Raw genomic sequence first — 13,291 nt, forward strand, 5'->3', positions numbered from 1 at the left:
GAGGAGAGCGTAGATGTCTAAGTTGTTTCGTGTGGGAATGGCAATATTTTCCTTGGTTGCGGCGTTAGCACTGAGTGCCTGTGTTGGGCCAGCGGTCTCCTCTCCTGAGCAGATTCAGCGAGCGCTGAACATGAATACTTCAGGCGCCTCAGGGCAGTATGTGCTTGGCTCTACCGATGTTGTCTTGGTGTCGGTTTGGCGGAACCCCGATTTGAGCATTACTGTACCGGTTCGCCCGGATGGCAAGATCTCAGTACCGCTGGTTGGTGATGTGTTGGCCAGTGGAAAGACTCCTCAAGAGCTGGCTCGGAGCATTGAGGTCGCCCTTGGCCACTATATCCGTGAACCTCAAGTCAGTATTGTTGTGACCTCCATGGGTAGCCATGAGTATACCGACCGGGTGAGGGTCACTGGAGCAGTTATGCAGCCGATGTCTGTCCCGCATCGCGACGGGATGACGGTGTTGGATGTATTGCTGAGTGCTGGCGGCATTAACCCCTATGCAGCCGCGAACGATTCACGCCTTTATAGAGTTGCTCAAGGCGAAGTGGTTGCCATCCCGGTACGCCTGAATGACATTCTCAATAAAGGTGATATCAGCACCAACTACCCGCTCAGAGCCGGTGATATCCTGACGGTACCTGAGCGCAGTTTCTAGGTGTCCGTTGCGTTCCTTTATCATCTACCAGTGTGTCAGGCTCTAACGTTGTCAGGTAGTTATCATGGCTTTATCCGTTCCCCAGCTCATTGAAGAATCCATCCGCGAGATCCGGACTCGAAAATGGCTGGCCTTTCTGCTGTTCTCGGGCGTCAGTCTGGTTGTGCTTGTCGCCGCATTGATATGGCCTTACAAGTACCATTCTGAGGTCATTATCTTTGTGGACGACCAGAACATCATCAGGCCGTTGATGGAAGGCCGGGCGGTGACGACAGTGATTAATGAGCGGGCGTCCTCGGCGGAAGAGTTGCTGTGGAGCCGGAAAGTGATGGAGGCTGTTGCCACAGATGAAAATATATTCGGCAACACGGTAGACGAGTTGACGCCTCAGCAGCTTGAAGGGCGCATTGGCTGGTTAAGGGCCAGCATGTCAGTAAAAACCAGGGGTGATAGTTATTTCAGTATTGGCTTCACCTCTACCTCACCGCTTCGGACCTTCAAGGTTGCACAACGCCTGGGACAAGCCTTTATTGAGGAAAGTAACGAACGAAAGAGGGCGGAAAGCCGCAGCGCCTACGATTTTATCGATCGCCAGGTTCAAAGCTACGAACGTCAGCTGGCAGAAACAGAAGCGAAGCTAAAGGAGTTCCTCTCTGAAAATGTTGAAGGGACCGAGGGGCAGGCCAATACAAGGCTTGCGGAACTTCGTAACCAACTGGAACTGGCGCAGCTTGCGCGGGCGGACCTGCTTGCCCGGACGCAGTCGCTTGAGACTGAACTTGCCAGAGTTCAGCCAAGCATCTTTCAGGGGCGCTCGATTGATAGCTACGAGCAGCGAATTCGCTCGCTTGAGGAGCAGCTCGATAATCTTCGCCTGCAATACCACGATACTTACCCAGATATAGTTATTTTGCGCGAACAACTGGCGGAGCTCAAACGGCAGCAGAACAGAGCGCTGGCACAGAGCCAGAATAGTGCCCCCATTGTTGATGGCGAAACCATTGCCAACCCAGTTTACCAGCAGTTGAGGGCATCGCTTGCCCAAACAAGGGCTGACTCGATGACAACCGAGACTCGCATCCGTTCCATAGAGCGCTTGCTGAGGGAGCAGTCTGGCCGCATGGAGCGCATCCAGGCAAACAATGCGGAGTATCTGGAATTAACCCGCGACCTTGAAGTTAACCGGCAGATCTATGACGACCTTCTGAAAAGAAGGGAATCGGCCCGGGTCTCCATGCACCTCGATATCGAGGGCCAAGGGCTTAACTTCCGGATCAATGAAGCGGCGCAATATCCGTTGAACCCGACTGGCGTCAAGTTTCCGATGCTTGCTATTGCTGGGTTGTTACTGGGAGTTGCAGCACCCTTTGGCGCAGCTGTTGGATTTGTGCAGCTTGACCCGCGAGTCCGGGTTCGGGCGGATGTAGAGGAAGAGCTCGAATTGCCTGTCCTTGAGGTTCTGCCAGAGGCCCGGACACCCTTCGAGAAACGTAAAGACCGCAGAAGAACCATTGCAGTGCTCATATGTGGGGCTGTCGTGGCTGCTGTTTATATCACGGTGGTTATTACGTCGATTCTGGGGGATATGGTGTGATGAAAAACACAGAGGTTAACGCCGGCAACGAGCGTCCTGAAAGCGAAGATCGCCTCGACCAGGCTGGCGGTCGTCCTGAGGATGGCGAAGAGCGTTTTTCTAGCGATAGTGCTAATTCGGGCGAAGACAGCACAGAAGAAAACCGTCAGACCACCCCCTTTACCGAATGGGATGATTCCCGGCTTTTGGTCCCAAGCTCACTGGAACTTGGGCACGGCTCGGTCGACAAGTACCTTATCAGCAAACAGATTTCGCAGATGCGTGAGCCAAGGGTGCTCACCCCGGATGACCTCGACGAACGCCGTATAATCTATCCGAACTCCCCAAATCGTAAGTTGGTGAACCGATTTCGCAACCTTCGTACGCAATTGATGGAGCGGTCAAACGGGAACAACTTTACCCTGGTGGTGAGTGGTGCAACGCCGGGCTCCGGGGCTTCGTTCGTCGCCCTGAACCTGGCTGCAGCGTTTGCGTTTGATCGTTCCAAAACCGCTTTGCTGGTGGACTGCAACCTCCGGGAACCGTCACTGCACAACAGCTTGGACATCATGACCGATTCCGGGCTGACCGACTTTCTGGAAGACCCGGATTATGACATTTCTCGGATCATCTATCCGACGGGCATACCCCGGTTGCGGCTGATTCCGGCCGGCAGCCAGCGTGAAACACCGTCAGAGTTCTTCACGTCATTTCGGATGAAACAGTTCATGCAGGCGGTGCGGAAGCGCTATCCCGACCGCTTCATTGTTCTGGATACAGCCTCTATCTCGGAGTCTCCGGATGCAAGGATTCTGTCAGAAATCTGCGATTACTCTATGCTGGTAGTGCCTCATGGGCGCGCGACAGTATCGGGCATCGAGCAGGCTTCCATGGGCTTTAATCCTGAAAAACTCGTTGGGATGGTGATCAATGGCTAGCGTCGGCCAATTCTGCAGGGCTTCCATTCCGGGAGCGTTCGTATTCACGGCCGTATTATCTTCGCTAGGCGTCAGTACCGCCTCAGCAGCGCCGCTCGGGCTGGTCGGTCAGTTGACCAACCGGTACAGCGACAATATGACTCGGGTTCCGTCCGATGAAACCAGCGACGTTGAAACCAGGATTTCCCTCGGGATTAACCATCAATCGGATCCGGATGTGTGCAATGCCAGAACCGTTGGTGAAGTTGCTTACAGTCGATGGGATAAGGACAGCTATGACCCAGAGTTCACGGCTGACCTGGATTTTGCCGGGGATTGCCAGGTTACCGAGCGGTTGATCTGGCAATTGTCGGACAGCATTCGTAATGTTGAGCAAAACTCCCGTTTTGCCAATACCCCTGATAACACGACCCGCAAGAACATACTCCGAACGGGTCCGATCTATTCGTTACGGTTAAGCAGCGCAGACCGGCTGGAGCTGTCGGCTCAGTACGAGGATACCGATTATTCTGAGTCCACCGAAATTGATAGCGAACGGATCAATGGTTCGGTTTGGCTGTCTCGTGACTTCAGCCCAACCCTGAATGCCGGGGTGAGGTACTTTAAAGAAGCTGCGGACCTTGATACCCAGGAAGATATTGACCGGTCTTCGTTGAACCTGACGGTGGAAAAATCCTGGAACGTGTCAAATTTGCAAGGTTCGATCGGCTACATGGAGTACGAAAGTCGACGGTTTGGAACGGAGTTCAAAAATGACGGAATTGTTGGCGACCTCCGTTATGAACGCGAAATCTCGGCGTCCAGTTTGTTTTACCTTTCGGCCAGCCGGGAGCTGACGGATCAAACCTCTGACTACGATGTTCGCATTGGGGACCTTGTGTTCAACCTGAGAGAGACAACGGGTATTGACGTCGTGTCGTTCAGGGCAGGTTTAAGGAATGAATACAGCACTCAGTCGTCACTGGATATCCTGTTTTTTTACAACCAGACCGACTACTCCCAGACAGATAGCGAAGAAAACTCAATCGGGTTGAGGGGGACTTACCGGCGCCCGATTTCTCCACGGTTTGATGGATTCGTGGATGGAAGTATTGAAAGCCTGCAGTATGAGCCAGAATCGAGGGACGATCTGCTCTTTGATGCTGAGGTGGGCCTCTCTTACCGTATGGCAAGACGCCTGAGGGTGCTAGGCAGTTATGGTTTTTCCAAGAGAACCAGTGACTTCGACCCTGTCGAGTATGATGAGAACTGGGTTGAGGTCGGTCTTAGCTACGAGTTCAGATAACTCTGTTTCGTTGCTGACCGGATTACTCGTATACCCAACTGACATGGAATGTATGATCTGTGGTAGCTATCACGAATGCGTTGACGATTGATGTGGAAGACTACTTCCAGGTAGCCGCTTTGGCTGAAGCAGTCAGTCGTGATGATTGGGGCTCAATGGAGTATCGAGTTGAAGCGAACACCGAGCGCTTGCTGGAACTGTTCGAGCGTTCCGGTATCAAGGCGACGTTCTTCGTTCTGGGGTGGGTTGCAGAACGGTCCCCCAAACTGGTAGAGCGAATCTTCGAGGCGGGCCATGAAATCGCCAGCCACGGGTACAGTCATCAACTCGTCTATTCCCAAACCCCTGAGGTGTTTCGCGAAGAGACCCGCAGGTCCAAGCAGATCCTGGAAGACATTATCGGTAAGCCTGTGACTGGCTACCGGGCCGCGAGTTACTCGATTACCCAGAACTCCAAATGGGCGCTCGATATCCTGTGCGACGAGGGGTTTACCTGGGACTCTTCGATCTTTCCAGTTCATCACGATCGTTACGGTATGCCTGGAACACCGTTTGAGCCTTATATCCTAAAGGCTCCGAACGGCGGAGAGCTTACAGAGTTCCCACTATCAACCTGCCCAATAGGGAATTACCGCCTACCAATTGCCGGAGGCGGGTATTTCCGGCTTTTCCCATACTGGCTAACCAAGTGGGGGCTTGGTCGGATCAATCGATCCGGCAAGGCCTTTATTTTCTATCTTCACCCATGGGAAGTTGATGTTGATCAGCCGCGGCTGAAGGTTAGTGCACTGTCGACGTTCAGGCACTACAACAACTTGGACAAGTGTATGAATCGCCTGGAACGTCTACTGGGCGATTTTAATTTCACAACGGTCTCCGGCGTATTGTCTGGCAGTCCCATCCCTTCTGATCCGATTGCGGTATAGCGTAAGGGAACATCAGTATGGGAACGGAAGTCACCACCGAAAATCCGGACGTCTCTAAGGCAAAACTTGATGATCTGAAAGCGCAAAAGGGTCGACTTGGCCGTTTGATCGGCGAAGCAAAGAAACAGGGCGCCAGTGCAGAATCATTGATTGCTGAACTCGGGGGCGTATCTGATCAAATCAAATCGATTCAAAAGCAGCTTAAACAGAAACTCAACGCTGAAAAGCCGGAGAGCAAATGGGTGCCTGGGCAAGCTTCAATCCCTCCGGCGATCTTGGATCTGGAGTGCAAGGACTCGATCATTATTGAGTCGTCAGCTGACGCCAGAGACGGTGCTATAGAGCAGTATCTGGAACGTCACCCTGGGGCATCGATTTGGCATCAGCCGGTTGTAACGTCTTTTATTTCGACGACCTATAGTCACGAAACCCGGTATTTTTTTGCGTTGGGCGAAGGTGGCCGGGTCGTTGGCGTGCTGCCTGTGGTGCAATTGAATAGCCGATTGTTTGGGAATTTCTTGGTTTCGCTCCCATATTTTAACTACGGAGGGGTGTTGGCTGATAACCCGGATATTGCCGGAAAGCTGATTGAAGCCTGTAACGAGTGGCGTGACCAGCAGGGCGCAGAGCACCTCGAACTGCGGGCTTGCGAAGACTCAGGGCTAGGCTACCAGCAGCGGACTGACAAAGTGACGTTCTGGTTGCCATTGCCTGAGCACCCTGACGATCTCTGGAACAGCTTCAAACCAAAACTGAGGGCACAGGTCCGCCGTGGCGAAAAAGAGGTGAGCGGGCTTCATGTGGGCGGATGTGAACTGCTGGACGACTTCTATCATGTGTTTTCCAACAATATGCGAGACCTCGGAACACCGGTCTACGGCAAAGATTTTTTTCGCAATCTTCTGCAATCCTTGGACGGACATGCGTGGCTGGTGGTAGCAAAAATTGACGGTAAGCCGGCGGGTTGTGCGTTCATTACGGGCTTCAAGGGACGCATGGAGATCCCCTGGGCGTCGACATTGCGAAGGTACAGCCATACCGGGATTAACATGACCATGTACTGGGAGATCCTAAAGCTCGCCATAGCCCGCGGGTACGGTCTGTTTGATTTTGGCCGTTGCAGTCGAGATGCGGGTACGTATCGCTTCAAGCAGCAGTGGGGTGCACAGCCGATCGACCTGTTCTGGGACTACGTTATGCCCGAAGGGCATGAGCTTCCAGCCTTGAACCCAGACAATCCGAAGTTCAAGCTCTTGATTGCGGTATGGCAACGTTTACCGCTATTTGTTGCCAATTTTTTGGGCCCCCATATCGTCAAGGACCTACCTTAATGAGCGTTTTCCAGTCCCGTGCTTGGCAAAGTGCGTGGTGGGAAGCATGGGGCCAAACCAAGGGGTTCCGGCTTGTCAGGCCTTGGGATGGTGAGGTTTCCGGTCTGTACGAGTCACGCTACCGCTATAAAGGCGTACTCCCAATTCGATCGCTTCAGTTTGTTGGCACCAGTCACCGGGAACTTCGGACTCCCAGAACAGAATACAACAGCTTTTTCAGGGACGGCGGTGCTGGGGAGTCCCTTGCCAGCCGTATTAGCGAACTCCTTGAAACCCATAGCTGGACAGAAGCTGTATTCAGTGACTTGCTCAAGGGCTCGGAAGAACTGGAGGCCTTGGTAAGTCTCGCGGCTAGGCATAACTGGGGGGTTCGTATCAACTCCGTTGATGATGGATACTCCATCAATACATCCGATGGATTTCAATCGTACCTCGATGGCCTGGGAAGCAACACCCGGTTGCGGCTGTTTAACCGAAGGAAGTTGCTGGAATCCGAGGGTGACGTAGAGCACACCAACTTATGGCAGAGCGACCCGGAACTGTTTTTTGAACATCTCAACCAATTCCACCTGAAACGCTGGGGAAAACCCTGCTTTGGGGGCACTAGCCTTGCGTTCCACCTCAAGTTTCTAGACCGTGTTGAAGGAGAGGGCGGGATACCGTATTTGTCAGCGCTTTCTGTTGATGGAAATGTGGTCTCAGTGCTCTATAACGTGTGGTATCGCGGAACGGTTTACAACATACAGGCCGGCTTCATGCAGGATTTCCACCGAAAGCTCGCTCTGGGCTCGCTTCACTTGGGCTACGCCATTGAGGACGCTTTCAATTGCCGGGAGACAAAAGCGTTCGATTTACTGGCCGGGTGTGGAAAGAACGAAGACTATAAAAAACGTTTCTCTACCGACTGCTACCAGTTTTTATCAGTCATGCTTGTCAAAAGCGCTCCGTTCAGGGCGCTCTACTGGATGAAAGGATGAGTCTTTGATGACAGGGAATGCCCCTCCAACGATCTTACACCTGATTGACACCACGGGGCCTGGTGGCGCAGAAACCGTGTTCATTTGTTTGGTGCGGGAACTTCAGAAGACTGAGTTCCGGAACGTTGTTGTTCTCCGTGGTGAAGGATACGTAGCAGACCAGATCAGAGCCCTTGGGATTACTCCCTATATCATCGACTCTAAGGGAAGCTTCAACCTCGGTTACTTGAAGGCGCTCAGAAAACTCGTCAAATCAGAAGGTGTCAGCCTCATACATGCCCACTTGCTGGGTTCTAATGTGTATGGGGCTTTGCTTGCGATGCTTTGCAGGAAGCCGATGATATCCACGTTCCATGGCGCCGTTGATGTGGCTACTGGCGAACGCTTTCTGCGTGCGAAGTTCCTGATAGTAGGGTGGGGGTCGTCAGCGATCATTTGTGTATCGAAAGGCCTTGAGAAGCAGTTGACTGAGCGAAGTGCCTTGCCCTCGAACAAGCTTAAACTCATCTATAATGGAGTAGACCCCGACGTCTTCAAGCGTGGTTCTGAAACGGGGTTACGAGAGGAGTTAGGCATCCCGCTTGAAGCGACCATTGTCGTGTCAATTGGTAATGTCAGGCCCGCGAAGGGATATTCCTACCTGGTCGATGCAGCGATTGAGCTGGCAGAGTCCGATCCCAATACCCACTTTGTGGTGGTTGGGCACCAAAGGGAGAGCGTATTCAAGCCGCTACTGCAGAAGATTGCTGCTTCAAAAACCAAGCCTGCTATCCATTGGCTTGGTTTCAGGGAAGACGTAGCCAGCATTCTTTGTCAGGCGGACCTATTTCTACTGCCATCGATCTCTGAGGGTTTTTCGATTTCAACCGTTGAGGCCATGATGGCGGGAATACCTGTGATCGCTACGCGAAGCGGTGGCCCCGAAGAGATTGTTGATGATGGCAAAACGGGAATCCTGGTTCCTGTAAAGGACTCAGGTGCGATAAATAGCGCTATTCAATGCCTGAAAGCCCCAGCCCTCAGAGAAAACCTGGTCATTGATGCGAGGGAACACGCAATGAAAAAATTTAGCCTGAGCAGCATGTTGCAAGGGTACCTTGATCTTTACCGGCAGCTTACGCAACGATAGCCGGTTACAGGCAAGCAAGCCGACAAGAATAATAATGCGAGGAAGGGCGGTATCCGATTGATATGGCTTTTAAAACGTTAGCACTTAAGTTTGCGAATTTTCTGGGAGAAACCGGCGTTTATCACGCGCTGTTCCCCCGGTGTATACCGGTTTTCATGCTCCATCGATTCACTGAGTCGGCCAAAGACGCCCCAGGCACGCTCAGCGCCGACCTTCTCCGCCGCTATCTTCAATATCTCGCAAGTCATGGCTATCAGGTTCTTACGATGGACGACCTTGGGAATATCCTTCTAAGAGGAGACCCGGTTCCTCCAAGAGCAGTGATGTTTACGGTTGATGACGGCTTTTACGATCACCATGATGTCGTGGCAAAGGTGTTCGACGAGTTTGGTTTTCCCCTTAATTTTTTCGTGATTACCGGTTTTCTGGACGGAAAGCTCTGGCCGTGGGATGACCAGGTTGTCTATGCCTTGAACCAGATAACGAAGGCGAAGCTTGAAATAAGCCTACCGTCCGGGCGGAGTTTTCCCATTGACCTGAAAGAGTTCACATTGCGGGATGTCATCCGGGAATTCCGCAAGGAGCTAAAAAGGGATGATCAGGCATTGATCTACGAGTGGATCAAAAATGAGCTTTTTCCGGCACTGGATGTCGAATTTCCACCTGGCATTCCTGACCCCTACCGGCCGATGACCTGGAGTGATGCCCAGTCGTTGAGGCATCGAGGGCATGGGGTGTATCCCCATACCTGTACGCACCGCATTCTTTCAGTGTTACCAGAAAGCGAACGGCGTTTTGAAATTCTAGAATCCCAGAAACGAGCGAAGACAGAGCTTGATTACTTTCCGGACGTTTTTGCGTATCCAACGGGAAGGTTGAGCGACTATGACGTCTGTGATGTGATGGTGTTGAAACAGGCGGGCTTCAGGATGGCTTTTAATACCGTTGCTGGCTACGTAAAAGCCGGCGCAATGCAGGATGTATATTCGATCCCACGGTTTTCTCTGCCGGAAAAATTTGGCGATTTCCAGCAGATCGTAAACCGGTTTGAAGCGGTAAAAGAATCGTTAAAGCGGGAACAAACCTAAAGGTTTGGGCGGAGCTGGCCTGTGTCAGTTCCTGAGCGCTCGAAGGTATTGCTTCAATTCAAACCAGAACGGACGCAGATCATTGACGCGGTTTACCTCATGACGATTCCGCCGGTTTGGCCTGAGAAAGCGCATAATCTCGATGAACTTTGCGCCTAATGAATAGTCGGACACCGGTGACTTGAGAACCAGGTAAAGTCGATCAAGATCTCCCAAAAGCCAACGAACCCTGCGATGCCGCCAATGGATGCCTGGAATGTCCTGGCCAGTACTGATCAGGTAAAGCAACCAAGGGAAGTCGACACCCGAATCAATCGCCAGTTGGAGCGAGCCCCAGAAACGGGGGTTTACTTCCATCAGGTAGCCAGTGCCGTCGTTGGCTACACGAAATTCAACCATCGCTACACCATGCCATTTGGCATGTCGAAGTAATTGCTCTGCAGACTGTTTAAGCCTTTCATTAACGGCAACCGACTCCGATAACACGCTGACACCGCCTCCGGGCGGCTTTTCCCTTAGCCTGCGGTGCGCAAAAAAGCAGATAGGCTTACCGTGGTCAAACAATGCGAACACACCCTGTCCGGCACCCTCAATGTACTCCTGAACTGTGAACGGGTAATTGAAGTAGGAGTGGGATGTCAGGGCTGATTCTGCATCACTTCTAGAGTTCGCAATGATCACTTGGGTCGATTCAATCGCCCCTTCCGCCAGTATCCGGGATTTGTAAGGTTTGAGAACTACAGGAAATGATGTGGTTTTAGAAAGAGCGGCAACACCCTCTAATGCGTTCTCGCAAAATGTGGTTTTGGGCACTGGGATATCAAGCTTAGGCGCTAGCTTAAACAGCTCATTTTTGTTGGCGAGCTGCTCGACCGCGCCTGAATCGGGGAATGGCAATGTAACATGTTCCGGTAACTCGTCTCGGTATTGCAGAATGACGTAAGAGGTCGCCTCCGTAATGGGGAGCAAAAACGAAATCCCCTGTTCGGCCACGTATTCCTTTATGGTTTCGAAAAACTCCCGGGGATACTCATAGGGGTTGGGGTAGAGCATGTGTTTGCCAGCGAATTTGGATGCACCGGCAAGGGATGTTAAAGAACTTTCCCCTACAGTGACGTTTAGCCCCCTGGAGCCGAGCGATCGCACCGCCGCAAGTGAGGCTCGCTGATTGCCATCGAGTATCAGGATTCTCGGTTCCATGGTGAGCAACGTCCTTATTTTGTCGCATCTTCAAGAAAGGTTTGGCGATTATCATTTATAAACAGGGAAAATTCTATCTGAGTGATTTAAAATTCAGGCACATTGTTAACTGAAACAGCCCCGCCCGATTTGGTAAGGTGGTAGGGGTGGGTCGAGCGTTCCAATGCTGGGCTCAGAGCAGCTAATGGGCGCGAGCCCCAAGTTTTTGGACATATGCTGCGGATGATAGGGAGGTTGTTTGTTGGACCGGTTAGTGTATGAGAGATTCGGCTCAAGGGGTGGGTTCGTTCATTACGTCCGTCACTCTATCCTGTCTTGGCTTGGGGTGTATCGAAAGTTTTCCCGTATACACCCGGGAAGCTTTGAACGGTTGGTGTTCGTTTGCAGTGGCAATATCTGTCGTAGCCCCTTAGCAGAGGTCTATGCGCGGAGTCTTGGCAAGCAGGCAGCGTCATGTGGCTTGAACTGCGGTGACGGCTTTCCGGCAGATCCAAGGGCGATGGCGCATGCGAGCCAGTTTGGCCTGAGCCTGGAGGATCACCGGACAGTTAATGTAAAAGACTTCGAATTCCGAAGCTCTGACTTGATCGTTGTGATGGAGCCCGCCCACCTCACTTCATTCCAGGAAAAAGTAGGCGGAAACTACCGGCTTGTTCTTGCTGGCAGCTTCTGCAGGAGGCCTAGCCCCTACATTCACGACCCCTACAATTGCTGTATCGAATTTTTCACACATTGCGAAAACAAGGTGCTAGAGGCTGTGCGGGGCATCTGTGGTTAAAAAGAAGTGGAAAGAGATAACGGACGAAGACTTCTATTCACTTAATGTCCGTGCGGTATGGCAATACTTCAAGAAAGAAAGCTTTGCATTCTGGATGATATGCGCCTATCTATTCCTTGAGTATGTCAGGCCTCAGTCTATATATCCAGCGATAGACATCCTACCGTGGACAAAACTTGTAGTTATTGGAGCAATACTCGGTTGTTTTACCGATAAAACTGTCCGGTGGGTGTCTTCATCAGTTAACGTACTTCTCATATTTTTCCTGTTGATTATCGTTGCTTCAAGTTATCTTGCCTATTTTCCTGAAATATCATTTAAAAATCTTGATAAGTACTATCTTTGGGTTGTTATATATTTCCTTATAATAAATATTGTTAATACAAGGAAGAGGTTTTTTATATTTTTGTGCATATTTCTCGTGGCCTCTTTCAAACTTTCCCTTTCACTGGCATTGATTTGGGCTCGCCGAGGGTTTTCGTTTACAGGGTGGGGATTGATGGGGCCGCCAGGATTTTTTCAAAATTCCGGTGAACTTGCCATTCAAATGTTGGTTTTTTGGCCTATAGCATGGGCTTTTTCTCATGCCTTGAAGGGCTACATAACCAGGCGTTGGTATTTTCTGCTTATGTTAATGCCTATTACCGCCGTTATGGTGATTCTAGGAGCTAGCTCTAGAGGAGCGCAGTTAGCCTTAATTGTTCAGTTGCTGGTAATGAACTATCGTCAAGTTTTTAAACCGAAAGTCTTCGTTTCGGTATTTATAGCTTTTTTTGTTATATGGACTTTCTTGCCCGATGCCCAAAAGCAGCGGTTTGAAACAATGGGTGATGACGGGACCTCCAAGCAGAGAATTCTCTATTGGCAGAATGGCTTGACCATGATCGAAGATAACCCGGTCCTAGGGGTAGGATATTTCAACTTTGCACCCTATTTCGAAAGGTATTTCCCAAATGACATTATTTTGGGCCGGGCAGAGTTGCCCCACAACATATTTATCCAGGTAGGCACCGATACAGGAATCCTTGGTCTTTTAATTTATTCATTTATTTTGATTTCAGCCCTAAAAATTGGGCGATCATTTTCGAGATCAGAGGGCGAAGTTAAGTTTTCGATGGTTGGACGCGCTTTCAATTTGTCGTTAATTGGTTTTGTCGTTGCGGGACAGTTTGTAACGGTGACGTATTATCCATTTTTGTGGATTCACCTTGCTTTGCTAGTTGCTTTGAAAAACTCATTTGGCAATCTGCCTCCAAAAAAGATGCGAAACCGGTCTCAGAAAAACGTCAAAGCATTTCAAGGAGGAATTTGAGTGATATCGGGTCTTAGTTTTATTTTTTTGTTTAGGAATAAAAACACTATTGGTTGATAGCCTGTTTGTAAAATCTTCCTTTTTTTAAATTAAGTT

Annotated in this window: 12 protein-coding genes; 11 read left to right on the forward strand and 1 reads right to left on the reverse strand. The window is 50.8% G+C overall.

The genetic code is table 11. The annotated features are described in order from the left end of the window. Positions 1–13: 13 nt before the first annotated feature. The 9 genes from BMZ67_RS13940 to BMZ67_RS13980 all read left to right on the forward strand — a co-directional run bounded on the left by BMZ67_RS13940 (position 14) and on the right by BMZ67_RS13980 (position 9,905). Entirely contained in the window at positions 14–658 is a 645-nt protein-coding gene (locus BMZ67_RS13940) for an XrtA/PEP-CTERM system exopolysaccharide export protein (protein ID WP_092023683.1), read from the forward strand. A 64-nt stretch (positions 659–722) separates the two neighbouring features. Beyond that, positions 723–2,252: an XrtA system polysaccharide chain length determinant gene (locus BMZ67_RS13945; protein ID WP_092023685.1), complete on the forward strand. Its 1,530-nt coding sequence runs from the start codon at positions 723–725 to the stop codon at positions 2,250–2,252. Next, positions 2,252–3,169, forward strand: a complete 918-nt coding sequence (locus BMZ67_RS13950; RefSeq protein WP_245749988.1) for a P-loop NTPase family protein — start codon at positions 2,252–2,254, stop codon at positions 3,167–3,169. The genes BMZ67_RS13945 and BMZ67_RS13950 overlap by 1 nt, the downstream gene beginning before the upstream one ends. A 136-nt stretch (positions 3,170–3,305) precedes the next feature. Next, positions 3,306–4,454: an outer membrane beta-barrel protein gene (locus tag BMZ67_RS13955; protein ID WP_175481925.1), complete on the forward strand. Its 1,149-nt coding sequence runs from the start codon at positions 3,306–3,308 to the stop codon at positions 4,452–4,454. 59 nt (positions 4,455–4,513) lie between these two features. Then, a complete protein-coding gene (locus tag BMZ67_RS13960) occupies positions 4,514–5,380 on the forward strand; it encodes an XrtA system polysaccharide deacetylase (protein ID WP_245749989.1) in 867 nt (288 codons plus the stop codon). A 17-nt stretch (positions 5,381–5,397) separates the two neighbouring features. Then, on the forward strand, positions 5,398–6,711 hold the full coding sequence (locus BMZ67_RS13965; protein ID WP_092023689.1) for a FemAB family XrtA/PEP-CTERM system-associated protein: 1,314 nt from the start codon (positions 5,398–5,400) through the stop codon (positions 6,709–6,711). Continuing rightward, positions 6,711–7,688: a GNAT family N-acetyltransferase gene (locus BMZ67_RS13970; protein WP_092023691.1), complete on the forward strand. Its 978-nt coding sequence runs from the start codon at positions 6,711–6,713 to the stop codon at positions 7,686–7,688. The genes BMZ67_RS13965 and BMZ67_RS13970 overlap by 1 nt, the downstream gene beginning before the upstream one ends. Before the next feature lie 7 nt (positions 7,689–7,695). Then, on the forward strand, positions 7,696–8,817 hold the full coding sequence (locus BMZ67_RS13975) for a glycosyltransferase (RefSeq protein WP_092023693.1): 1,122 nt from the start codon (positions 7,696–7,698) through the stop codon (positions 8,815–8,817). Positions 8,818–8,879: 62 nt separating this feature from the next. Further along, positions 8,880–9,905, forward strand: coding sequence for a polysaccharide deacetylase family protein (locus BMZ67_RS13980; RefSeq protein WP_092023720.1), 1,026 nt, complete (start codon positions 8,880–8,882; stop codon positions 9,903–9,905). Positions 9,906–9,929: 24 nt separating this feature from the next. Here BMZ67_RS13980 and BMZ67_RS13985 read toward each other — a convergent pair whose 3' ends face one another. Beyond that, positions 9,930–11,105, reverse strand: a complete 1,176-nt coding sequence (locus BMZ67_RS13985; RefSeq protein ID WP_092023722.1) for a carboxylate--amine ligase — start codon at positions 11,103–11,105, stop codon at positions 9,930–9,932. A gap of 373 nt (positions 11,106–11,478) precedes the next feature. On the opposite strand from BMZ67_RS13985, the gene BMZ67_RS18860 reads away from it, so the two are divergent. Further along, positions 11,479–11,883, forward strand: a complete 405-nt coding sequence (locus tag BMZ67_RS18860) for an arsenate reductase/protein-tyrosine-phosphatase family protein (RefSeq protein WP_425434247.1) — start codon at positions 11,479–11,481, stop codon at positions 11,881–11,883. Beyond that, the gene (locus BMZ67_RS13995; protein WP_092023726.1) at positions 11,876–13,195 is read left to right on the forward strand and encodes an O-antigen ligase family protein; all 1,320 of its coding nucleotides are present in this window, start codon (positions 11,876–11,878) and stop codon (positions 13,193–13,195) included. The genes BMZ67_RS18860 and BMZ67_RS13995 overlap by 8 nt, the downstream gene beginning before the upstream one ends. Positions 13,196–13,291 lie beyond the last annotated feature (96 nt).

It is taken from the genome of Marinobacter zhejiangensis (assembly GCF_900114775.1).
GTDB lineage: Bacteria > Pseudomonadota > Gammaproteobacteria > Pseudomonadales > Oleiphilaceae > Marinobacter > Marinobacter zhejiangensis.

Excerpts from the sequence above, each read along its gene's own strand:
- BMZ67_RS13975 (WP_092023693.1), top strand. The coding sequence starts at position 7,696 with ATGACAGGGAATGCCCCTCCAACGATCTTACACCTGATTGACACCACG.
- BMZ67_RS13970 (WP_092023691.1), top strand. The coding sequence starts at position 6,711 with ATGAGCGTTTTCCAGTCCCGTGCTTGGCAAAGTGCGTGGTGGGAAGCA.
- BMZ67_RS13980 (WP_092023720.1), top strand. The coding sequence starts at position 8,880 with ATGGCTTTTAAAACGTTAGCACTTAAGTTTGCGAATTTTCTGGGAGAA.
- BMZ67_RS13955 (WP_175481925.1), top strand. The coding sequence starts at position 3,306 with ATGACTCGGGTTCCGTCCGATGAAACCAGCGACGTTGAAACCAGGATT.
- BMZ67_RS13940 (WP_092023683.1), top strand. The coding sequence starts at position 14 with ATGTCTAAGTTGTTTCGTGTGGGAATGGCAATATTTTCCTTGGTTGCG.
- BMZ67_RS13950 (WP_245749988.1), top strand. The coding sequence starts at position 2,252 with ATGAAAAACACAGAGGTTAACGCCGGCAACGAGCGTCCTGAAAGCGAA.
- BMZ67_RS13945 (WP_092023685.1), top strand. The coding sequence starts at position 723 with ATGGCTTTATCCGTTCCCCAGCTCATTGAAGAATCCATCCGCGAGATC.
- BMZ67_RS13965 (WP_092023689.1), top strand. The coding sequence starts at position 5,398 with ATGGGAACGGAAGTCACCACCGAAAATCCGGACGTCTCTAAGGCAAAA.
- BMZ67_RS13985 (WP_092023722.1), bottom strand. The coding sequence starts at position 11,105 with ATGGAACCGAGAATCCTGATACTCGATGGCAATCAGCGAGCCTCACTT.